The organism is Mycolicibacter senuensis, assembly GCF_002101885.1.
GTDB lineage: Bacteria > Actinomycetota > Actinomycetes > Mycobacteriales > Mycobacteriaceae > Mycobacterium > Mycobacterium senuense.
In genome coordinates this window covers 1-22,430 of the sequence record NZ_LQPS01000046.1, presented here as the reverse complement: position 1 = coordinate 22,430, position 22,430 = coordinate 1, and the positions used below count along the sequence as shown (strand labels likewise).

Annotated in this window: 22 protein-coding genes; 6 read left to right on the top strand and 16 right to left on the bottom strand. The window is 66.8% G+C overall.

The features are described 5' to 3' along the window. Positions 1-1,479 (top strand): class I adenylate-forming enzyme family protein, encoded by a 1,479-nt coding sequence (locus AWC24_RS17665; protein WP_085087246.1) that lies wholly within the window; start codon positions 1-3, stop codon positions 1,477-1,479. Here AWC24_RS17665 and AWC24_RS17660 read toward each other — a convergent pair. The 12 genes from AWC24_RS17660 to AWC24_RS17610 form a co-directional block, all read right to left on the bottom strand. After that, a complete protein-coding gene (locus AWC24_RS17660) occupies positions 1,474-2,595 on the bottom strand; it encodes a cytochrome P450 (RefSeq protein WP_085087428.1) in 1,122 nt (373 codons plus the stop codon). The genes AWC24_RS17665 and AWC24_RS17660 overlap by 6 nt on opposite strands. Positions 2,596-2,642: 47 nt before the next feature. Continuing rightward, entirely contained in the window at positions 2,643-3,047 is a 405-nt protein-coding gene (locus AWC24_RS17655; protein WP_085087244.1) for a hypothetical protein, read from the bottom strand. A 15-nt stretch (positions 3,048-3,062) separates the two neighbouring features. Further along, on the bottom strand, positions 3,063-3,749 hold the full coding sequence (locus tag AWC24_RS17650) for a hypothetical protein (protein ID WP_085087242.1): 687 nt from the start codon (positions 3,747-3,749) through the stop codon (positions 3,063-3,065). Then, the gene (locus tag AWC24_RS23385; protein WP_019736260.1) at positions 3,746-3,877 is read right to left on the bottom strand and encodes a hypothetical protein; all 132 of its coding nucleotides are present in this window, start codon (positions 3,875-3,877) and stop codon (positions 3,746-3,748) included. The genes AWC24_RS17650 and AWC24_RS23385 overlap by 4 nt, the downstream gene beginning before the upstream one ends. 14 nt (positions 3,878-3,891) lie before the next feature. After that, positions 3,892-4,683, bottom strand: a complete 792-nt coding sequence (locus AWC24_RS17645) for a CbbQ/NirQ/NorQ/GpvN family protein (RefSeq protein WP_085087240.1) — start codon at positions 4,681-4,683, stop codon at positions 3,892-3,894. A 12-nt stretch (positions 4,684-4,695) separates the two neighbouring features. Then, positions 4,696-6,228: a nitric oxide reductase activation protein NorD gene (locus AWC24_RS17640; protein WP_085087238.1), complete on the bottom strand. Its 1,533-nt coding sequence runs from the start codon at positions 6,226-6,228 to the stop codon at positions 4,696-4,698. A gap of 393 nt (positions 6,229-6,621) precedes the next feature. Then, the gene (locus AWC24_RS17635) at positions 6,622-7,299 is read right to left on the bottom strand and encodes a hypothetical protein (protein WP_085087236.1); all 678 of its coding nucleotides are present in this window, start codon (positions 7,297-7,299) and stop codon (positions 6,622-6,624) included. A gap of 45 nt (positions 7,300-7,344) precedes the next feature. After that, on the bottom strand, positions 7,345-7,956 hold the full coding sequence (locus AWC24_RS17630; RefSeq protein WP_085087234.1) for a TetR/AcrR family transcriptional regulator: 612 nt from the start codon (positions 7,954-7,956) through the stop codon (positions 7,345-7,347). An 85-nt stretch (positions 7,957-8,041) separates the two neighbouring features. Next, a complete protein-coding gene (locus tag AWC24_RS17625) occupies positions 8,042-8,224 on the bottom strand; it encodes a (2Fe-2S)-binding protein (protein ID WP_085087232.1) in 183 nt (60 codons plus the stop codon). 6 nt (positions 8,225-8,230) lie between these two features. Continuing rightward, the gene (locus AWC24_RS17620) at positions 8,231-9,688 is read right to left on the bottom strand and encodes a FadD3 family acyl-CoA ligase (protein WP_085087230.1); all 1,458 of its coding nucleotides are present in this window, start codon (positions 9,686-9,688) and stop codon (positions 8,231-8,233) included. A 2-nt stretch (positions 9,689-9,690) separates the two neighbouring features. Beyond that, complete coding sequence (locus AWC24_RS17615; protein WP_085087228.1) at positions 9,691-10,881, bottom strand: amidohydrolase family protein; 1,191 nt, start codon at positions 10,879-10,881, stop codon at positions 9,691-9,693. A 35-nt stretch (positions 10,882-10,916) separates the two neighbouring features. Continuing rightward, on the bottom strand, positions 10,917-12,491 hold the full coding sequence (locus AWC24_RS17610) for an AMP-binding protein (protein ID WP_085087226.1): 1,575 nt from the start codon (positions 12,489-12,491) through the stop codon (positions 10,917-10,919). A gap of 57 nt (positions 12,492-12,548) precedes the next feature. Here AWC24_RS17610 and AWC24_RS17605 point away from each other — a divergent pair, with 57 nt between their 5' ends. Further along, a complete protein-coding gene (locus tag AWC24_RS17605; protein ID WP_085087224.1) occupies positions 12,549-13,271 on the top strand; it encodes an enoyl-CoA hydratase/isomerase family protein in 723 nt (240 codons plus the stop codon). On the opposite strand, the gene AWC24_RS17600 is transcribed toward AWC24_RS17605, so the two are convergent. Next, the gene (locus AWC24_RS17600; protein ID WP_085087222.1) at positions 13,268-13,921 is read right to left on the bottom strand and encodes a TetR family transcriptional regulator; all 654 of its coding nucleotides are present in this window, start codon (positions 13,919-13,921) and stop codon (positions 13,268-13,270) included. The genes AWC24_RS17605 and AWC24_RS17600 overlap by 4 nt on opposite strands. A gap of 110 nt (positions 13,922-14,031) precedes the next feature. Between AWC24_RS17600 and AWC24_RS17595 the strand changes: the two genes are divergently transcribed. Genes AWC24_RS17595 through AWC24_RS17580 form a run of 4 tightly spaced genes read left to right on the top strand, consistent with a single transcriptional unit; the run spans position 14,032 to position 18,569 of the window. After that, positions 14,032-15,360 (top strand): cytochrome P450, encoded by a 1,329-nt coding sequence (locus AWC24_RS17595; protein ID WP_407663480.1) that lies wholly within the window; start codon positions 14,032-14,034, stop codon positions 15,358-15,360. Between the two features lie 34 nt (positions 15,361-15,394). After that, entirely contained in the window at positions 15,395-16,600 is a 1,206-nt protein-coding gene (locus AWC24_RS17590; RefSeq protein ID WP_085087218.1) for a cytochrome P450, read from the top strand. A 56-nt stretch (positions 16,601-16,656) separates the two neighbouring features. After that, the gene (locus AWC24_RS17585) at positions 16,657-17,496 is read left to right on the top strand and encodes a mycofactocin-coupled SDR family oxidoreductase (protein ID WP_085087216.1); all 840 of its coding nucleotides are present in this window, start codon (positions 16,657-16,659) and stop codon (positions 17,494-17,496) included. 47 nt (positions 17,497-17,543) lie between these two features. After that, complete coding sequence (locus AWC24_RS17580; protein ID WP_085087425.1) at positions 17,544-18,569, top strand: phosphotransferase; 1,026 nt, start codon at positions 17,544-17,546, stop codon at positions 18,567-18,569. 28 nt (positions 18,570-18,597) lie between these two features. Here the strand turns inward: AWC24_RS17580 and AWC24_RS17575 are convergent, their stop codons facing one another. The 3 genes from AWC24_RS17575 to AWC24_RS17565 all read right to left on the bottom strand — a co-directional run. Then, complete coding sequence (locus tag AWC24_RS17575; RefSeq protein ID WP_085087214.1) at positions 18,598-20,979, bottom strand: CaiB/BaiF CoA transferase family protein; 2,382 nt, start codon at positions 20,977-20,979, stop codon at positions 18,598-18,600. A gap of 4 nt (positions 20,980-20,983) precedes the next feature. Then, positions 20,984-21,949: an enoyl-CoA hydratase/isomerase family protein gene (locus AWC24_RS17570; protein ID WP_085087213.1), complete on the bottom strand. Its 966-nt coding sequence runs from the start codon at positions 21,947-21,949 to the stop codon at positions 20,984-20,986. 16 nt (positions 21,950-21,965) lie between these two features. Further along, on the bottom strand, positions 21,966-22,430 hold a 465-nt coding region (locus tag AWC24_RS17565), incomplete at its 5' end, for a M24 family metallopeptidase (protein WP_133055734.1).

Sequence of the window (22,430 nt, the reverse complement as noted above, 5' to 3'; positions counted from 1 at the left end):
ATGGACCGGTTCTGCGCGGCGCTGTCCGCGGGCCTGAACAGCTACGGTGCGGCACCGTGCATCGAGTTCGAACGAAAGTGGTACTCCGGCAACGACATCACCGGCTATATCGCATCGGTCGATGACCACCTGGCCAGGGCGGGGATCGGCCCGGGTGAGCCGGTCGGCATGGTGGTGCGCAACCGGGTCCCGCACGCCGCGGCCATCCTCGGCTTCATCGCCGCCGGCCGTCCGGTCGCGATGATCTACTCCTACCAATCACCGGAATCCATTGCCCGCGACATCACCGCGCTGCGGCTGCCGGCGATCCTGGCCGACCAGCAGGACTGGACCGCGCCGGTACGCGACGCCGTCACGCACATCGGATCGGCCGGAATCGGGCTGATTCCCGAGCCGCTCGCTGTCGAAACCATCGCCGTGCGACGGCAAGTCGGCGACGCAGCATCCGGCGGTAGGCTCGCCCCTGGGCTGCACCTCCTGACCAGCGGCACCACCGGGGCGCCCAAACGGGTGCGGGTATCGACGTCGGCACTGCAGCACACCGTGCTGACCATGACCGTGGGGCAGCACCCGTCCCCCGACGATCCTCCCGAACTGGTGTATTGGCCGTTCGGCAGCATCGGAATCTGCCAGCTGCTGGCCGGGCCCTACGTCGGCAGGCGGGTGGTGCTGCTGGAGAAGTTCACCGTCGACGAGTGGGTGCGGGCGGTCAAGACCTATGCGATCAGGCGGACCGGCGTCCAGCCCGCGATACTGCGAATGCTGCTCGACGCCGGCGTCGCCAAAACAGATCTGGCCTCGCTGGAGTACCTGCCCGGCGGGTCCGGCCCGCTGGCGCCGCGGTTACGCGAGGAATTCGAGAGCCGCTACGGCATACCGTTGCTCTGGGCGTACGGTGCCACGGAATTCGCCGGCTCGGTCTGCGCCTGGACGCCGGAGCTATACCGGCGATACCGCGACACCAGACCGGCGAGCTCGGGCAGGCCACTGCCGGGCGTGCAGGTTCGCATCGTGGATGCGGACACCGGCGCGGTACTGCCGATCGGTAAGCGCGGTCTTCTCGAGGCCCGGGTGCAGGTGATCGGACCGGAGTGGATCCGCACCACTGATCTCGCCTCGGTGGATGCCGACGGTTTCGTCACGATTCACGGGCGCGCGGATGGCGCGATCAACCGCGGCGGTTTCAAGATCCTGCCGGAAACGGTGCGCGCGGTGCTGATGTCACATCCGGCGGTACGCGACGCCTGCGTGGTCGGCATCTCCGATGCCAGACTGGGCCAGGTTCCGGCGGCCGCAGTCGAACTGCGGCACAGTGGCGCCACCCCCTCGGCCGAGGAGCTGATGACGCTGGTCCGCGAAACGTTGCCCAGCCATCATATGCCGGTGGCGATCGTCGTCGTCGAACAACTGCCGCGCAATGCCGCGCTCAAAGTGCGGCCCGCCGAGGTCGCCGCGCTGTTCGAGCCGCGTCGGTCATGAGTGCGGCCCGAGCCTGAGCGGCAGCGTGGGCAGCCCGCACGTCGCCGACGGCCAGGTGATCTCTGGTACGAAACCCGGCGCGAGCCCGAAATCGGGAATGCGGGCCAGCCATTCTGAGACCACGAGCTTGAGCTCCATACGGGCGAGGTGTGATCCCAGACAGCGGTGTGGCCCGCCGCCGAACCCCCAGTGTTTGTGCACCTTTCCGTCGAGGACGAGTTCGTTCCCGGAAAGCTCGTCGCTGCCGTCTCGATTGATCGCACCGAGGCAGAGGCGGACCTGGGCGCCCGCGGGAATCTCGACGCCGGCGATGGTGACCGGGCGGGTGGTCGCTCTCCCGACGACGGGTGCCGCAGGTTCGAGGCGGATCATCTCCTCGACGAAGACCGCGACACCGTCGGGATCGTCGCGCAATGCCGCACGCAACCCGGGTCGGCGGGCCAGTTCCAGCATCGTCGTACCGATCATTGCGGTGACGGTGTCCAGCCCGGCCAGCACGAACACCAGGGACAGTCCGGTGGCCTCGTTGTCGTCGAGCGGGTCTGCGCCGCGCAATAATTCCGAGAGAATGCCGGGATGCGGTTCCTTGCGTTGCCGCGCAACCGCTTCGGTGAGGTAGCCGAACAGTTCCACCGTCGGGGTGAGATCCACGCTGGCGGGGTCGTCGGTCAGACTCAACGCGATGATCGCGTCTTTCCAAGCGACCAGGCGGTCCCGATCCTCGAGGGGCAGACCGAACAGTGTGAGGAACACCTGCGAGGGGTAGGGGGTGGCCAATTCGGCCATCACCTCACACCGATCTTGCTCGGCGATCTCGGAGATGATCTCGGCGGCCTGCGACTGCAGCGAGGGCAGCATGGCCATCAGGGCCTGGGGGCTGAAGTAGCGATGCAGCAGCTGCCGGTACCGGGTGTGGTCGGGCGGGTCGAAGCCCAATGGCACCAACGGAACCGGGCTGATCATGTCGCCGTAGGGGATTCTCGAGGAGAAGACCTCCCAGTTACGCAGCGCGGCAAGCGCATCATCGCGTCGGGTGAGGTAGTAGGCACCCTCGCCGTACACCACGGGCCCGAGATCGCGCAGCGCCGCCCAGCCTTTACCCCGATCGTCGGCCATCGGCAGGTCGGCGTAGGCGAAGTGCGGCAGTGCCGTGCCCGGCACCCTCAACCGCCCTGCTGTTGTGCTGCTTGTTGTCTGGCCAGCCGGGCCTCGTACCGGTCGACCAGTTCCCGGAAGCCGAGCCGGTCATACTGCGGGACGGGCTGAATCCCCCAGATGTCCTTGGCGGTGCCCTTGGCCTCGGCCCCCTCCGGAGGTCCGAGCGGCGGGTAGGGGTACTTGCACTCAAGGGTGTCGTCGGAGTAGCGCACTTTGAGCAGCTCACTGCAGATCTGGGTGAGGCTCAGCGTCGGGTAACCGTAGTAGACCGCCATGAACGGCAAAGTGAAGGCGCCTTCGATGACCAGTGCGACCAGGCACACCAAAGTGGCACGCTTGATCCAGGTGTGCATGCGCGCGTAGTAGGGCGTGGTGCCCGGTGGCAAGTCCTCGGCGGCAGCGGTTTCCATGGTTGTGCTCCTTGATCAGTCGGTGAAGATTTCGCGGTTCACCGTGTGCAGATACGGGATGGCGAGGAAGGGGGTGATGTAGAAGATGTCGTAGAGCCACCAGCCGATGACCGGGAAGATCACCCCGGAAAAGCGCACGTCGGCGAACATGGTCATGTTGAAGACATACAGAACCCAGATCAGCACACCCATCCAGCAGGTGACGATCATCCATTGGTGGCCCCAGCGTTTCATCTGCAAGAAGCCGATCGCGGCCGCGCAGCGCATCGCGAACACCGTCAGGATCATGCCGAAGACCATGGACTTCTCCCCCGGTCCGGCGGCACCGCCGACCCACAGTTCGTTGTAGTGCCAGAAATAGCCGGCGTCGAACATGTGGCCCCAGCCGATCAGCAGCACCCGGTTGATCAGGGTGTGGTTGGCGACCAGATCCAGGGACCAGCCCAGGCTGTTGAGCATGCCGTCGATCAGCACCAGATAACCGATCAGGGTAACGATCATGGGCCGCACCGACAGTCCCGCCCGCTGGGCTTCGCGCTGCAACCACACCCCGCGCATGAAGATCGGGAAGCCGATCAACCCGGGCGCCCACATGCCCATGAGTGCAGCCCCGACGATCATCCATTTGTCGGCCTGCCACTGGGCGAGCCTGGACTGCTCCTGATGCTCGTCCAGACCGACCGGTGGATCGGTGGTGGTCACAGGTACCACCAGCCCCGTTCGAACGACATGTACAGCTGGATCAGGAACATCGTGAGCAAATAGCCGTAGATGACGATCTGGAAGACGATCAGGGCCCTTTTGCGTTTCTGCTCTCGCTGGTCGGCCATTTCGGATGTCCTTTCTAGAGTTTGTCGACGTCGAGCAGACTTGCGGCCGCGATCTCGCGCAGCCCTTCACTGATGGCACCATCGGTGCTCAGCGGCGCGAGGATGCACGCTTCGGCCGCTTCCAATTCGCCGGCACCGGCCGCGATGAGCTGTGCTGCGGTGACCAGGACCCGGGTCGACGGCGGCTCGAAGTGGAACGCCTCATCGGCGGTGCGGATGGCGATGGCGCACTGCACGAGTCGCTGCGCGGCGGCGAGTTCGATACCGGTCTCCGCGACGACGGCCTGCGCCTCCCGTTCGGGAGGAAGGTAGGTCATCGGCAAGGTGGCGAAGCGCTGCCGGAACGACGGTTTGAGCTCCTTCAACGAACTCCGGTACGCCGGGTTGTAGGAGCACACGAGCATGAAATCGTCTGGCGCCCGGACCACTTCGTCGGCCCGATCCAGATACAGGGTGCGCCGATGATCGGTGAGCGAGTGCAGAATCGCCAGTGAGTCGTGACGCGCCTCCACCACCTCGTCGAGGTAGCAGATGGCACCGGTCTTGACCGCCCTGGTCAGTGGCCCGTCGGTCCAAATGACGTCACCGCCGGTCACCATGAACCGTCCGACGAGATCTGAGCTGGTCAGGTCGTCATGGCAGCTGATGGTGATGACGGGCCGCCCCAGCAGTGATCCCATATGCTCGACGAACCGGGTCTTGCCGCAGCCGGTCGGGCCGGTCAGCATCACCGGGATCTTCCGAGTGAAGGCCTGCTCGAAGAGTCGGACCTCGTTTGCGTTCGAATAATATATGTCGCTGCTCATGTGGCTCCTCTCTTACGTACTGATCAGTTCGCGGTGGACGCGTGCCAGTACGCGTGGCAGTTCTTCCACCCGGCTGATCCGTTGTGAGCGTTTGGGTCCGAAAACCTCGGGCAACGGGTCGACGCGTGTCGGCCCGACGCCCACGTAGTAGACCGACACACCGGCCTCGTTGGCCTCCTCCACCGCATGCGCAGCATCCGACCAGGCGTACCTACCCTCGTAGCCTTCGTCGGAGATCATCCCGTCGCCGATGATGATGAGCAGCCGGCGCTCCGAGGGCTGGTCGAGCAGTCGGCTGGTCAGATGCCGGATCGGGGCGCCGAGGCGGGTGTAACCACCGGCGGACAACCCCATTCCGCTCGGCGGGACGAAGCGGGCCTCCGGAAAGTCCTTCAGGCAACGGACTTCCACCCGATGTCTGGTGTTACCGGTGAACACGAAGATGCCGTGCCGCTCACGCGCGTGAGTCATTGCGCGGGACAACGCATCCGCGCAGGCCAGCTCGAGCCGGAACACCCGTCCCCCGTGTACCCCCAGTGAGGAGCTGCCGTCGAGCAGCAACGCGGTGCTGACATCGCGGTCACACGGCAACAGGTGGCGGAACAGTCGGGGCTCGCCGGCCTCTCCGGTGCGCAGGTCGACGTAATGTCGGACGTACTGGTCGATATCGAGATCCGACCCATCCTCGAGCCGGTTGACCATCGCTCGATGGGTGTCCTCCTGAAACCACTTGCGCAGGTCAGCCGAGGTCGTGGTGGGGGCACCGACTCGTCGGTCACGCGCCAACTCCACAACGGCCACGTGGTCGGTCATCAGGCGCTCAGTCCAGGAGTTCCACTCCGGATACGGGATTCCCGGACGGTGCTCAGGGGTGACATCGGTGTCGTTGTCCTGCGGTCGGCTCGGCGGAGGCAGGTTCGGATTGCGTACTCCACCGTCACCGCCGACGGGCACCGAGTACGGTCGCGGCATCCGCTTTTGCGTCGTGGTCCAGGGCATCCTGCCGAACTGCCGCCGCAGTCTGTCGGTCAGCCCGGTGGGCGCTGTGTAGATCGCCGGCAGCCGGCCCAGCAGCGGGTCGAGCTCCGCCTGATCCGATCCCCGGGCCGCCTCGATGGCCCGACCGATCATGTCTCGCGCCTCGAGCTGCGGGTCTGCCGGCGCGAGTTCTGGTAGCAGACGGCCGAACTCGGGCATCAGGCCCGGCCACCGCGCCGCGATCCAGCCCAGGGCGACGCCGGCTTCCACGACGGTCAGCGCCCGCAGTTCGCGTGCCGACAGTTCGTTGATCCGGTACTGGCCCAGCCGGTCCTTCGACGATGCGCATTGCAGGGCGATCCCGCAGGTCAACGATCGCCGGGTCCAGTCGGCCCGCAATGGCGGGTAGGGCACGTGCACGTGACTGCGCGATGTGCTGAGGCCGAATCCGCGGTGGTCGCCGGTGACCAGCCGCACACCGGCGCGGTTCTCCTCGCTCAGCGCGACCGCGGTGACCGAGCAGCTGCGTTCCAACGCCATGGCGGCCGTCTGGTCGAGGTCAGTCATGAACCGTCGCTCCCGAGCGGACGTGCGCCGGGCTCAGAACGTGCCGATGTTGGAGAACATCCAGTACCAGAACCAGATGACCAGACCGGTACCGCCCCATGCCGCGACGTAACGCAGAATCTCCCAGACGTAGTCCATGGTCGGACCTCCTTGTTGACGGGTTCAGGCCGCGCGCCGCGGCGGGGGACAGCGTGTTGCGCATGCTGTTTCGTTCGCCACCGTGACACCGCCCGGAGACCGCGGCGACCCGCCTCTGGCGTCGGCGGGTGTCGCGCCGGAGCTGGCGCAGCTGTGGAGTCATGGTGCACTGTTTCTAACCAATTGACTGACTTTAGTCAATAGAACGGACACTGGGGAAGGCGACCGGAGCCGGAAAACCGCGGCGCGGGGTCTTCAGTCGGTGAAGATCTCGCGGTTCACCGTGTGCAGATAGGGGATCGCAAGGAAGGGGGTGATGTAGAAGATGTCGTAGAGCCACCAGCCCACGACCGGGAAGATCACCCCGGCGAACCGCACGTCGGCGAACATCGTCATGTTGAAGACGTACAACACCCAGATCACCACGCCCATCCAGCAGGTGACGACCATCCACTGGTGACCCCAGCGCTTCATCTGCAGGAACCCGATCCCGGCCGCGATCCGCATGGTGAACACGGTGAGAATCATGCCCGCTTCCATGGCCTTTTCGCCGGGCCCGGCAGCACCGCCGACCCAGAGTTCGTTGAAATGCCAGAAGTATCCGGCGTCGAACATGTAGCCCCAGCCGCTGAGCAGCACACGCGCCAGCAGGCTGTGACTACCGATCAGGTCGAGGGCCCACCCCACGGTGTTGATCGCCGAATCGACGATGACCAGGTATCCCAGCAGGGTCACCAGCATCGGCCGCACCGACATTCCGTTCCGCTGCGCCCGCCGTAGCAGCCACACTCCCCGGAGGAACAACGGCAGGCCGAAAATACCCAGTGCCGCAGTTCCTATCAGGATGCTTCCGCTGATCAGCCATTTGTCCGCCTGACGCTGGGCAAGGCGCGACGCTTCCATATGCTCTTCAACCGACAGTGCACCAGGCATGTTGACTGACTCTAGTCATTCAATGGCGCTGCCGACAAGGATTGATCAGGCGATCACGGCCACGCTGTGCATGGTGCGTTTCACCAAATCTTCGAGCAACTCGTGACGCATCGGATCCTTGGTGGTGATCGCCAGCGCGTAGAGGCCGAGCAAGAAGAACACCGCACTGTTGATCGGCCGGACCTCCGGATCCACCTCCCCCTCGGCCTGGGCCTGCTCAATGCGCTTGCCCAACAGCAGGACCAGTGAGTGATCACTACCGTCCTCGGCGGCCGGGCGGGTCTGGGAGAAGTGCAGCGCCAGGAAATCCTTGAACAACAGCTCGCCGAGGCGGCGTTCCAGCCCCAATACCAGTCGCACCGCCTCGGTCAGGGCGGATTCCAGGTCATGCCCCTTGTCCAGGTACCGGCCGAACTGCTTTGCCATCCGGTCCTCTTCACGCTTCTCGAGCTCCAGCAGCACATGTTCCTTGGTGGGGAAGTGGAAGAAGAACGTGCCGTGCGCGACGCCGGCGGCGGCCACGATGGCGCCGACGTCGGCCTGCGCCATCCCGGTCCGCTTGAACTCGGCCGTCGCCGCACCCAGCAGGCGCTCGCGCGTCTGCAGGCGCTTGGCTTCGCGCGCCGTCATCTTCTCTGACTTGTCCGCCACGGCCATGCCCGGATCCCTCTGCCTACTGCGTTGTGACCATTCGCCGGTCACGACAGTACCGCGTCGGCGCTGCCGCGCCGGAAAGGATGACTTACGTCAGTGACTGTGACCCGGTTCGAGCCGCCGCTATCAGGGCCCGGATGTTGTTCTTACAGCGCCCGCACACCGTTCCTGCCCCGGTGCGTTCACCGACCTGTCTGGTGCTCGACGCACCGGCGGCCACGGCATCGATCACCTGCTGGCTTGTCACCCCGGCGCACAGGCAGACGTACACGACGCCTCACGCCCCGGCCTGGGTCTCCAGTTGTCCCTTGTCCACCTTGCCGGTGGCGTTCAGCGGCAACCGGTCCACGAAGCGCACCGAACGCGGAACCTTGAAGCCTGCCATCCGGTCTCGGCTCCAGGCGATCAGCTCCGATTCGGAGAGCTGGGGCGCCCGCTTCACCACGAACGCCGTGCCCACCTGGCCGAGCCGCTCGTCGGGCACGCCGATCACCGCGGCCTGCGCGACAGCCGGATGCTCCAGCAGGAAGCCCTCGATCTCGGCGGGGTAGGCGTTGAAGCCGCCGACGATGAACATGTCCTTCATCCGCCCCACGATCCGCAGCCGACCGGCGTCGTCGATCGTCCCGATGTCTCCGGTGTGCAGCCAGCCCTGCTCGTCGATCGCCTCGGCGGTCGCCGCCGGGTCATCGAGGTAGCCGGCCATCACGTTGTAGCCGCGCACCAGAACCTCGCCGGCTTCGGCGTCGCCGGCTATGCGGATCTCGATGTCCTCGCAGGCCTGCCCCGCGGTGGTGGCGATGTCCTCGAATGAGTCGCCGCGGCGCGAAGCGGTCACCGTGCCGGCCTCGGTCAACCCGTACCCGGTCATGATCGACTGGAACGGCAGTTCGCTGCGGATCCGGCGGATCAGGTCCACCGGGATGTCGGCGGCGCCGGTGACCGCGGCGCGCAACGACGACAGATCACGCCCGGACGGTGCGTCCAACAGTGACTGATACAGCGTCGGCGGACCTGGCAGCATCGTGATGCGTTCGGTCTCAATGAGTTCGGCCACCACGTCGACGTCGAAAACCCGGACCGGGATCATGGTGGCGCCCCGGATGCAGGCGGCGATACAGCCCGCCTTGTAACCGAAGGTGTGGAAGAACGGGTTGACCATCAGGTAGCGGTCACCCTCGCGCAAGTCGGCCAAGTCGCACCACTCGGCATAGAGCCGCAGATTCTGCTGATGGCTCATCATCACGCCTTTGGGCCGGCCGGTGGTGCCCGAGGTGAAGATGATGTCGGCGATGTCGCCACCGTCGACCGCACGCTGCAACGGCGCACCCGACGCCAGGAAGTCCGATTTCAGGTCGATCACCGGGACGCCGGGCGGGGCGACGAAATCCAGCCCCAGGAAACCCTTTTCGACCAAGACCAGCTTGGCGCCGCTACGGCGGATGATGTCGTCGGCCTCCGCCGTCTTGAAGCGGGTGCTGACCGGAACGAGCACTCCGCCGGCGGTCAGCAGCCCGAACGCGGCGATGATCCATTCCGCGGAGTTGGGCGCCCAGATGGCCACCCGGTCCCCCTTGGCGACCCCCGCCGCGGCGAACGCCCCCGCCGCACAGCGCACCCGGTCGGCCAACTGGGAAAAGCTCAGCCGCACCGGGCCATCGGCGATCGCTTCGGCATCCCCGAAGCGATCGCCGACACTCAAGACCATCTCGGGAATGGTCTGCCAGCGGGGCACCGCTAAACGGTGACGAGCCGACCGAGGTTACCGCCCATGATCTTGGCCTGGTCCTCGACGGAGAGGTGCGACAGCGCCGTCACGTAGTGGGTCGGCTCGGCCAGGCCCTCCGGGTGCGGCCAGTCGGAACCGTAGAGCACCTGCTCCACACCGATCAGGTTGATCAGATCGTCGATGCCCTCTTCGTAGAACGGGCTGACGTAGATGCGGTTCTTGATCTCCTCCATCGGGTTGCCCAGGAAGGCCTCCGGCGCCTTCTTGTACACCTCGGTCATGGAGTCCAGCAGCGGGAACATCCACTTCGAACCGGCCTCCACGATGCCCACCTTGAGCTTCGGGTGGCGGAACAGCGCACCGTGGATCACCCAGGAGCCCACCGCATCCTGGATCGGGCGCCATTCGTTCAGAATGTTCATCGCATTGGTCTGGAAGGGCAGCATCTCCTGTACCGTGCCGTCCCACTCCGACGTGTAGCGCGCGTAGCCGCTGTCGCTGGAGTGCATGCCGACGAACACGTCATGGTGCACGCAACGCTCCCAGAACGGGTCGAACTCGGGCAGCGCGAACGACCGCGGGCCGCGGAAGCCGGGGACCGGCGCCGGCCGGATCAAGATGGCGCGGGCACCGCGCTTGACACACCACTCGAGCTCCTCGATCGCCTTCTCGACGATCGGCAAGGTGATCACCGGCGTGGTGAAGATGCGGTTCTTGTAGTTGAACCCCCACACCTCGTCCAGCCACTGGTTGAGCGAGTGGATGATGACGTGGATCGCGACCGGGTTATCGCGCAGCCGCTCCTCGATCAGGCTCGCCAGCGTCGGGAACATCAGCGAACGGTCGACGCCCAGTTCGTCCATCAGTGCCAGGCGCGGAGCCGGCTCGAAGAACGCCGGGATCGACTTCATCGGCTCCCCGAACAGTTCACGCTTGCTCTTGCCGTCGGGGTTACCGAACTTGAAGTACTCCTCCCAGGCGCCCGGCTTGGCGACGTGCGAGAAGGTCGGATTCGGGATGTAGTTGCTGATGTGGCCGTCGATCGCAATCTTGGTACGCCCGTTGATCTCCACGTACTGGACGATGTCCTTGTACTCCTTGGGCAAGTACTTGGTCAGCGCCTCAGGCGGCTCATAGAGGTGGTTGTCGGCGTCGAACAACGGGAACGGGATCTCGACGCGATGTGACAGTTGACCCATGAAATGCTCCTTTTCGGCTCGTGAGAATCATATTCTCACAATCGTGTCGGTGCAACCTCGCTCGTAAGGTCCTGGCGAACCCGATACTTCTGCACCTTGCCGCTGGCGGTGCGCGGGAAGTCATCGACCACGCGCAGTTCCTCCGGCCACTTCTGCCGCGCCACGCCCATCCGCTCGAAGTGGGCCCGCAGTTCCGGCATCGTCGGCGACGCGCACCCCGGCTTGAGCCGGACAACCGCGGCCGCCCGCTCCCCGAGTCGCGCGTCGGGCGCCGCGACCACCACCGCCTCGGCGACGGCCGGCATCGCCAACAACACCTCTTCGACCTCCACGGCGCTGATGTTCTCGCCGCCGCGGATGATCACATCGGCCTTGCGGTCGGTGATGGTCAGATACCCCTCGGCGTCCAGCACGCCGACGTCGCCGGTGTGGTACCAGCCGTCGGCGTCGAACGCCGCCTCGGTCAGGGCATCGTCGGTGTAGCCCAGGCACAGGTCGGGGCCCCGGCTCAATATCTCGCCGTCGGGGGCCAGCCGGATCTCCACGCCGGGCCGCGCGTCACCGTCGGTGAACAGCCGCTTGTCCTCCGGGGCGCTGGAGGTCGAGCCGGTGATCGACGGGTGCTCGGTGCTGCCGTAGGAGCGATAGACGTAGATGCCGAGGTCGGCCAGCCGGCGGGTGACCGCCGCGGGCACCGTCGCCCCGCCGAGCCCGACATTGGGGATGTGCTGGAGATGCTCGGCGGCGAAACCCGGATGGTCGAGCAGGCTGGTGACGAAATACGGCGGCCCCCCGCCGATCGACACCCCCTGGGTGGTCATCAGCTCGAGCACCTGGCCGGGATCCCAGGTGTCGGCGAGGTCGATCGGCGCACTCTCCAGCACCGGGATCAGGAAGGCGCCGAGCATCCCGATGAAGTGCCCGACCGGGGTCGCGGTCAGTTGCCGGCCGCGATCCTTGGGGTAGTTGTCGAGCAACTGGCGCGTCTCGAAGCACAGGGTCCGGTGACTGTGTATGACGCCCTTGGGGTCCCGGGTGGTGCCGGAGGTGAACGCGATGAGCGCCGGTGCGCCGGGGTCGGTGGTCAGGATCCCGGCCATCGGCTCGTCAGCGAGCAACTCGTCGAAGTCCTGGCCCACCACGCTCGCCGACTTCCCGCCCACCACCCCGACAATCGGCACGTCTGCGGCGAGTTCGGGCACGAACATCATCCGCCCGAACTTCTCGGCGGTGATGAACACCCGGGGCTTGCTGGCGGTCAGGATGTAGCCCAACTCCTTGGGCCCGTAGAAGTGCACTACCGGCACCACGACCGCCCCCAGGAACGCCGCCGCCCAGAAGGTCGCGGCGGCCTCCATCCAGTTGGGCAGCTGGAACGCCACGACATCGCCGGGCCCGACGCCGCGGGCCCGCAGCCCGGCTGCCAGCCGGCGGGCGGTCAGCTCCACCTCGCCGAAGGTGCCGACCCACGGACGTACCGCCGAGTGCACCTCGAAGTGGTTGCCGGCTCCGCGGGACAGACCTTGACCGAGCAGGTCCCCGAGGGTCTCGTGGGTCCACCACCCGTTGGCTTCGTAGTGACGTACCAGATCGTCGGGAATCTTTCGCATGTCCCCTGCGATGTTATTCTCCTGATCCGAGAATGCCAATATCCTCATTGGAGAGTCATGGTTGATGTCGAGCTGGATGAAGGGCTGGCGGTCATCACGATCGACCGTCCCCAAGCGCGCAATGCGATCGCGCCGGAGACGATGGATCAGCTCAGTCGTGCCCTCGACGCGGTAGCCGCGGCACGGGCGCTGGTCATCACCGGCGGCGGTGACCGGGCCTTCGTCTCCGGCGGCGACCTCAAGCAGCTCGCCGCCATCCGCACCGAGGAGGACGCGCAGGCCATGGCCTGGCGGATGCGGTTGCTGTGCGACCGGATCGCCGCTTTCCCCGCGCCGGTGATCGCCGCACTGAACGGCCACGCGCTCGGCGGCGGCGCCGAGGTCGCCGTGGCCGCCGACATCCGGATCGCCGCCGCCGACGTCAAGATCGCGTTCAACCAGGTGTCGCTGGCGATCATGCCGGCCTGGGGCGGCGCCGAGCGGCTGGCGGCCCTGGTCGGGCACAGCCAGGCACTGCTGCTGGCCGGCACCGGAACCATGCTCGACGCCCCCGCGGCCGAACGGATCGGGCTGGTGAACCGGGTGGTGCCGCGGGAATCGTTCGAGGCCGAATGGCGCGGGCTGGCGCGGTCGCTGGCCAACCGTTCAGCCGGGGAGATCAAACGGGTGCTGGCCGGCGCGTCGGCGGAAGAGGCGGTGGCGGCTTTTGCCCGGCTCTGGGTCTCCGATGAGCACTGGGCGGCCGCGGACGCGCTGCAGCAGCAGCGCAACAACCGCTAGCGCGCAGCGGTCCCGGCCGGCGCCACCTGTCCATCGGCGCCGGCGACCGATTGCGGCTCGCCCTCGAAGCGATGCAACCAGCGCTCCACGAACTCGACGGTCTCGGCATGGCCGAGGGTCATGCCCAGTGCCTCGTGTTCGATGATCAGCATCCGCGACGCGCTGGTCATCAACACCATCAACACGGTCGCCGGAAACTCGTCGGCGTCGATGCCATAGCGCGCCAGCAGTCCGGCCACCGCCTCGATCTGTTCGGCGCGCAGCCGCTCCGCGTAGCTGGCGATCTCCGACCGCAACGCCGCACGTTCGTTGGCCAGCGCCATGAACTGCATGGTCAGCCCGGTCCACGCCGGGTCGGTGTTGAACCGCCACAACGCCCACAACGGCTGCGGCGACGCGAGCGCCGCGGCCTGCTCGGCCACACCCTGATCGCCGCGGCGGCGGAACATCGCCAGGAACAGATCCTCCATGGTGCGGAAGTAATAGTGCACGAGTTGGTGCTTGAGGCCGGCCCGCTCGGCGACGCGGCGCGAGCTGACGGCGGTGTGGCCGGCGGTCAACAAGAGTTCTTCGGCGGCATCGAGCAACAGCGTCCGGTTCTTCGCATCCGGCGCCCCAATTCTGCGCTGTCCCTTACCCGATTCGGGCATACCGTCCGCTCCGTGTCATCACATTCCACCTTTACACGTCCGGCGGCCATCGTAATGCCGCCGCAACCCTTGCTTCCCGGTCCCGCCCATGCTAAGCAGATGCACAGCACATGTCAGCCCATTCAGCAGAGGGGTCCACGTTGACCGACTTCGACACCATCGACTTCTTCACCGATCAGTCCCTGATTCCCGACCCTCACCCGTACTTCGACTACCTGCGGGCGCAGAGCCCGGTCGCCCCGCTGAACGTTTACGGCGTCGTCGCCGTGACCGGTCACGAAGAAGCGAACGAGGTCTACCGCGACTCCGACACTTACTCCAATCTGGTCGCCGTGGGTGGGCCTTTCCCGCCGCTGCCGTTCGAGCCCGAGGGCGACGACATCAGCGAGCAGATCGAGGCGCACCGCCACCAGATGCCGATGGCCGACCACATGGTCACCATGGACCCGCCGATGCACACCAAGGCCCGGTCGCTGCTGAATCGGCTGCTGACACCCAAGCGGCTCAAGGAGAACCAGGACTTCATGTGGCAGCTGGCCGACCGTCAGCTCGACTACTTCGCCGAGAGCGGCAAATGCGAATTCCTCTCCGAGTACGCCAGGCCGTTCGCACTGCTGGTGATCGCCGACCTGCTCGGTGTGCCCGAGGAGGACCGGCCGGCGTTCCAGGAGGTGCTGGGCGCCCCGCAGCCGGGCGCCCGGATCGGCTCACTCGATCACGAGGAGTTGGCCCACGACCCGCTGGCGTGGCTGGACGACAAGTTCAGCGGCTACCTCAGTGACCGCCGGGAGAACCCGCGCGGCGACGTGCTGACCGACCTGGCCACCGCCACCTACGAGGACGGGTCGATCCCCGAGATCTCCGACGTGGTCAAGAGTTCCACGTTCCTGTTCGCCGCAGGACAGGAGACCACCACCAAGCTGCTCAGCGCGGCGCTGCGATTCCTGGCCGAGGACGCGGGCCTGGTCGCGCAGCTGCGCGAGGACCGCAGCAGGATCCCGAACTTCCTCGAGGAGACGCTGCGGATGGAGAGTCCGGTCAAGACCGACCCGCGGCTGGTGCGCAAGACTACGACGTTGGGCGGCGTCGAACTGAAGGCCGGCACGGTCGTGGTGATGTTCCCCGGTGCGATCAACCGCGACCCCCGCAAGTTCGAGAACCCGCACGAGTTCCGGATCGACCGGCCCAATGTGCGCGAGCACCTGGCGTTCGCCCGCGGCAGCCACACCTGCCCGGGCTCGCCGCTGGCTCGCGCCGAGAGCCGGATCTCGCTGGAACGCATCCTGGACCGCATGACCGACATCCGGCTCGACGAGTCGCAGCACGGACCGGCCGGTGACCGCCGATTCAGTTTCGAACCGACCTTCATCCTGCGCGGCCTGACCGAACTCCACCTGGAATTCACCCCGGTGACGGTTCCCGTCCCCGCCGGCCTCTGACCGCAGTTCTCCCACCCACGCAAAAGGGGCAACCATGACGGTGACCACCACCGACGAAGCGCGCTACGACCCGTATGACGTCGACCTCAACAACGATCCGTACCCGATGTTTCGCCGGCTGCGCGAAGAGGCGCCGCTGTACTACAACGAAGAGCACGACTTCTACGCGCTGAGCCGATTCGACGATGTGCACGCCGCGTTCGCCGACTACCAGACGTTCAGCTCCGCCAAGGGTGCCGTCCTGGAGATCATCAAGTCGGGCATGGAGATTCCGCCGGGCATCCTGATCTTCGAGGACCCGCCGATCCACGACATCCATCGCAACCTGATGGCGGGGATGTTCAGCCCGCGGCGGATGAACGCCCTCGAATCGCAGATCCGGGAGTTCTGTGCGCGCTGCCTGGACCCGCTGGTGGGCACCGGCCGGTTCGACTTCGTCACCGACCTCGGCGCGGAGATGCCGATGCGGGTGATCGGCATGCTGCTGGGTATTCCCGAGGATCAGCAGAAGCACGTCACCGAGCACGGCGACGCCACCATCCGCACCGAGCCCGGTCAGAAGATGACCGACAACCCGGACGGTCCGATCGCCACCGGCGACGTGTTCGCCGACATCATCGCCTACCGGACCACGAACCCCTCCGATGACTTGATCACCGAGTTGATGAATGCGGAGTTCGAGGACGAAAACGGCACCCGGCGCCGAATGTCCAGCGAGGAACTGCACCTGTTCCTCACCGTGCTTGCGACCGCCGGCAGTGAGACCACCACCCGGTTGATCGGCTGGGCGGGCAAAGTGCTGGCCGACCACCCCGACCAGCGGGCGGAGCTGGCGGCCAACCCGGCACTGATTCCGCGGGCGGTCGAGGAGCTGGTCCGGTTCGAGCCGCCGGCACCGCACGCGGCCCGGTACGTCACCCGCGACGTCGAGTACTACGGCCAGACGGTACCCGCGGGTTCGGCGATGTTGCTGCTGATGGGCGCCGCCAACCGCGACCACCGCCGGTTCCCGCCGGACGGTGACGTCTTCGACATCCACCGGGAACGGCGCCCGCACCTCGGCTTCGGTCACGGCACCCACTTCTGTGTGGGCAACGCCCTGGCCCGGCTGGAGGCACGGATCGCCCTCGAGGAGATCCTCAAGCGATTTCCGGAGTGGGAGGTCGACCTGTCGGCGACGCAGATCTCCCCGACGTCGACGGTGCGCGGCTGGGTCTCCATGCCGGCGATCGTTCCCTGACCCCTGAACCCCCTAGTCACCCGAAGTTTTCCGCAACAACAGAATTGAGGTTTCCCATGACCGGACGTGTTGAAGGCAAGGTCGCGTTCATCACCGGCGCAGCGCACGGCCAGGGCCGCAGCCACGCGGTGCGGTTGGCGCAGGAGGGCGCCGACATCATCGCGATCGACGTCTGTAAGCCGATCGTGGAGAACTCGCCCATTCCGCCGGCCACGCGTGCGGAGCTGGCCGAGACCGCCGACATGGTCAAGGCGCTGAATCGCCGGATCTACACCGCCGAGGTCGATGTGCGCGACTATGACGCTCTCAAGTCCGCGGTCGATGCCGGTGTCGAGGAGCTCGGTCGCTTGGACATCATCGTCGCCAACGCCGGCATCGGCAACGGTGGCGACACCCTCGACCAGTGCAGCGAACACGACTGGCAGGAGATGATCGACATCAACCTGTCGGGGGTGTGGAAGACCGTCAAAGCCGGTGTGCCGCATCTCATCGCCGGAGGCAACGGCGGTTCGATCGTCCTGACCAGCTCGGTGGGCGGGCTGAAGGCCTACCCGCACTGCGGCAACTACGTGGCCGCCAAGCACGGCGTGGTGGGCATCATGCGGTCCTTCGCCGTCGAGTTGGGACAGCACAACATTCGCGTGAACACCGTGCATCCCACCCACGTCAGCACCGGGATGATCATGAACGAGGGCACCTGGAAGATGTTCCGGCCGGACCTGGAGAACCCGGGCCCCGACGACATGGCGCCGATCTGCCAGCTCTTCCACACCCTGCCGATTCCGTGGGTGGACGCGGTCGACATCAGCAACGCCGTGCTGTTCCTGACATCCGACGAGGCCCGCTACATCACCGGTGTCACCCTGCCCGTCGACGCCGGAAGCTGCCTCAAGTAGTGACGCAGACGATTCCCGACAGCTGGGAAGCAATTTCGCCGGAGTGGATGACCGCTGCCATCAGCGGTCATCACCCGGGCGCGGTGGTGGAGGACGTCTCGATCGCGTTGCGCGACGACGGCACCAACCGGCGGGCCCGCCTGGCGCTGCGCTACGCGGCCGGGAGCGGGCCGGCCACCGTGTTCGTCAAGGCGGTCGACCCCGAGCACGCCGATCTGGTCGAGCTGACCAGCGGCCTGTACCACGAGCCGCGACTGTTCCTCGCGCAAGTCGAACTGCCACTTGATCATCCGACGGTCTACCGGGCGGTGATCGACGAACAGCGCCGCGACTTTCTGCTGGTGATGGAGGATGTGGTGGCACGCGGCGCCGACCCGCGCGACGCCACCAGGCCGCTGAGCCTCGACGAAGCGGCCCGGGGAGTGCGCGGCCTGGCCCGGCTGCACGGGGCATTCTGGGGCGAACGCATCGCCGCCAACCCCGCGCTGGAGTGGGTGGAGCCGTTCGTGCCGTTCGCCGGGCTGGAGCTCGCACCGCTCGACGTCGCCTACCAGCGACTGGGCGACTCGGTTCCCGCCGAGATCACCGCGATGAGCGGGCCGGAACTCTTCGGCGACATCTGGGCCCGCTACATCCGCAGCCTGACCCGGGGGCCGCAGACGCTGCTGCACGGCGACCCGCACATCGGCAACACCTATGTGCTGCCCGACGGCGACGTCGGGTTCCTGGACTGGCAGATGGTGCGGCACGGCAACTTCTCGCTGGACCTGGGCTACTTCCTGCAGGGCGCACTGGACATCTCCGACCGGCGTGCCGGCGAACGGGACCTGCTGGCGGAATACCGTGGCTCCCTGGGGCTTCCGGCTGCAGAGTTGCCCTCGGCCGACGAGATCTGGTGGCACTATCGCGCGTCGGCCGCGCACGGTCTGGCGATCTGGATCGCGACGCTGTCCGGTGGCGACAGCTGGCAGCGCCCGGACATCAGCCTGGCGTTCGCACAGCGCTACGCCGCGGCGTTCACCGACCTGGACACCCGGGCGGCACTGGACGCCCTGGACGGCTCCAGCAAATGAGCGTTGACGCTGCGACGGTGATTACCGACTAGCCCAGCGCGTTGCCGATCACCCCGTCGGCCTCCAGGGCGGCGATCTCGGCATCGGTGAAACCCAGCTCGCACAGCAGCTCGTGGTTGTGCTCACCGAGCAACGGCGCCGGGCGACGGTGGAAACGCTTGGGCCCGTGCGTCGAACGCACCGGCAGCGTGCTGTGCCGCACCGTCGGGTTCACCGGGTGGGCGACCTCTTCGAAGAAGCCGCGGTGCGCCAACTGCGGCAGCTCGGCCTGCCGGTGCGGCTGCACAGCCTTGGCCACCGGGATCCCAGCCGGCCAGAGCAGATCGACGATCTCATCGGCACTGCGCTCGGCACACCAGGCGCCGAGTCGGGAGTCGATGAGGTCGTGGTGTTCGCGGCGCCCTGCCGCGGTCGCCAGGCCCGGGTCGGCCGCCCAGGCCGGTCGGCCCAGTGCTTCGCAGAGCGCAGTCCACTGTTCGTCGGTGCTGATCGCGACGGCGACCCAGCTGTCGAGGCGGCCGAACTCGTCGATATCGGTGGTGCGGTACAGGTTCTGCGGCGCCGCGGTCGGCCCCCGATTGCCGTCGCGCTGTAGCAGGGCGCCGTAGGCGGAGTACTCGATCACCTGCTCGGCGGCGATGTTGAGGGCCGCATCGACCATCGCCGCTTCCACCAGGATCCCTTCGCCGGTACGGCGGCGCTGCTCCAGGGCCAGCAGCAGTGCGTTGAGGGCGTGCACCCCGGCGTTCGGGTCGCCCACCGAATACGGCTCGTACGGATTGCGGTCGGGGAAGCCGGTCAGCCAGCTGACGCCCGCGGCGGCCTCGATCGCATAGGCGAAAGCCGGATTGTCTCGCCACGGTCCGTCGAGCCCGAAACCGGGCATCCGCAACAGGACCACATCGGGGCGCAATCGCCGAACCATGTCGAAATCCAAGCCGATCTGTTCGAGCACCCGCGGGGTGAAGTTCTCCACGATCACATCGGCGGTCGCGACCAGCTTCCGCAGGATCTCGCGGCCGGCCTCGCGGCGCAGGTCCGTCGTGACCCCCCGCTTGTTGGTGTTGAGCGCCGAGAAGATCGGTGAGCGCTCCCACCATTGCGGTTCACTGGCCGGGATTCCGGCGATGAGCCGGGTGCCGTCGGGTTTGCCGGTCGATTCGATATGGATGACGTCAGCGCCGAGCATGGCCAGCAGATGGGTGCAGCTGGGGCCGGCCCAGAACGTCGTCAGGTCCAGCACTCGCAGGCCGCTGAACGGCCCCGCGTCGGGCCGCTCACCGCCGTCGGCGACACGTGCCGGGGGCGGCGCCGAACGGTAGCGCTCGGTGTGCTCGCCGAGACGCGGCGCCGGCTGCGGCGGCCCCCAGCTCAGCTGCGGTATCCGGTAGGGGCGATCGGGCTGGATGAACCCGTCTCGCGGGTTGGTGACGAAGGCCTGCCGCGCCCGGAAGTGATCCAGCTCGGTGACGTTGGCGCCGTTGCCGACCGGCGCGTTGGGTATCCGGAATGCGGTGGCCAGCTCTCGGATCTCCTCGACGGTCTGGTCTTTGAACCAGGCGTAGATCTGCTCGGCCTTCTCGTTGGCCTGCTCGGTGATCGACAGCGGCGACTCCTCGTCGATCCACTCGGGATGACCGGTCATCGCGCACAGGTCGAACCACTGCTGGGCGGTGCCGCACCCGACATCGACCAGGCCGTCCTTGGCGGTGGCGATACCGGGCACGGTGAGCCTGCGGGTGTCGCGCCAGGGCTTGCCGAGCATCTCGAAGTAGGTCACCGGGTAGTAGGTCAGGCCCATGATCTGTGTCTCGAGCATCGACAGGTCCAACAGATCACCGCGGTCGCGGCGGGGAAACCACGCTGCCAGGGTCAGTGCACTGGCGTAGGCGCCGGCAAGGTACTCCCCGACCTGCCCGCCGACGAATGCCGGTGGCAGGTCCTGGGATCCGCGCCCGATCCCGAAGATGCCACCCGACCACGCCTGCAGGGTGAACTCGGTGGCCGGCCGGTCGCGCCACGGACCGTCCAGCCCGAACGGCGTGATGGCGGTGACGATCAGATGGGGATGGTCCCGGGTGATCTGCTCGGGCCCGAACGCCGGATGCTCGGCCAGCGCCGACCCGCGCGACCAGATGACAGCGTCGGCGCCGGACAGCAACCGGTCCACGAGCGCGGAGTCGCGGTCCGGGTCGGCGACAACACTGCGTTTGGCGCCGGACAGAAAACTGAACAGCGCACCGTCGCCGCCGGTGTCGGCACCCGACGCCGACCAGTGCCGCAGCGGGTCCCCTTGCGGCGGCTCGACTTTGATGACTTCCGCACCGCCGTCGGCCAGCATCTTGGTGCAGTAGCCACCGGCGATTCCGGTGGACAGATCGATGACGGTGAAACCGTCGAGGGGTGTCACGGCCTCAGGTGTCCTTGTTGCGACTGGATTTGCTCAACCGGAAGTCGGGCGGGAACCTCGAGTCGTTATCCTTGACCGCTCCGGACAGCCCGGACTCGATGGCGTCATCGAGCATCAGGTCGTCGGTGTCGGGCGCCACCCCGGACCCCATCGACTCGAAGAACGCCGACAGCAGGCTGCCCATGTACTCACCCTGATGCTGCTTGTAGACCTCGAAGAACATCTTCTGCATGAACACCGTGTCGACGGGGCGGTTGCGGGCGCAGGCCAGCGCATACTTATCGACCTCGGCTTCGAGCTGATCGCGTGGCACCACCTTGTTGAGGAAGTTGCACTTCTCCATGTCGGCGGCGGTGAACGGCCTTCCGGTGAACACCATTTCGGAGAACTTGCGCAGCCCCATCATCTGCACCCAGGTCCACATCCGCGGCCCCCACCCGTAATAGCGGAACGACGGGTGGCCGAACAGCGCGTCGTCGCTGGAGATCACCAGGTCGGCGTCGGCGGCCTGGTAGAAGTGCCAGCCGTAGCAGTAGCCCTTGGCCTCGACGATGCTGATCTTCTTCAGCTCCTGCAGCGGCCGGTTGCCGGCTTGGACATTGGCGTACCACGCGCTGATGGTGGCGCCGTTGCGGAAGGTGCCCTTGGGCGGGTAGTTGACGTCCATGCCTTCCAATCGCAGTTCCGCTAGCCGCTTTTCGGGTTCGTCGACGCCCTCCATGAACTCGGGCAGGTCGGCGCCGCTGCCCAGGTTGTCGCCGACCCCGCGGATCACCACCACCTTGACGTCGTTGTCGACGCTCGCCCCGCGCAGCAGGTCCGCATACCGCAGCCGTGCCGACGAGGTCGGCGCATTGAGGTATTCCGGCCGGTCGAACGTGATGGTGGCGATCTTGGTGACCGGGTCCTTGTGGTAGCGGATGATCTCCTCGGCCGGAGGCCGTCCCGAATCCGCGCGCGTGTCTGACATTTGGCGATCTGCTCCTTCAGCTGAAAGGACTGGTGGTCAAAACTTCGTGCCCGTCTTCGGTGATCAGGACGGCCTCCCGCCCGAACACCGCGCCGACACCGGGCTCGAACACATAGCCGGTGACGGCCAGGACCATTCCCGGCTCGAGCCGTTCGGCGGCGGCGGTCTGCGGCAGCCGCGCCGAGACCACCGGCGGGTCGAAACCCATGCCGAGCCCGTGCGCCACCGGAACCGGGGGCAGCGCCTCTCCGGCCGCCGCGTAGGCGCTCAGCAGGTCGCTGCCGGCCGCACCCGGACGGCAGGCGCCGGATAGCCGCTGCCACAGCGCATCCCATCGCCGATACAGTTCTGCGGCGGCACCGCCCGGCGGGCGGCCGGCCGAATGGGTGCGTCCCACCTCGCCGAGGTAGCCGCCGGCCACCACGGCGGCCGAGATACCCACCAGGTCCCCCCGCCCGGCCCGCCCGTCGCCGCCCGCCCG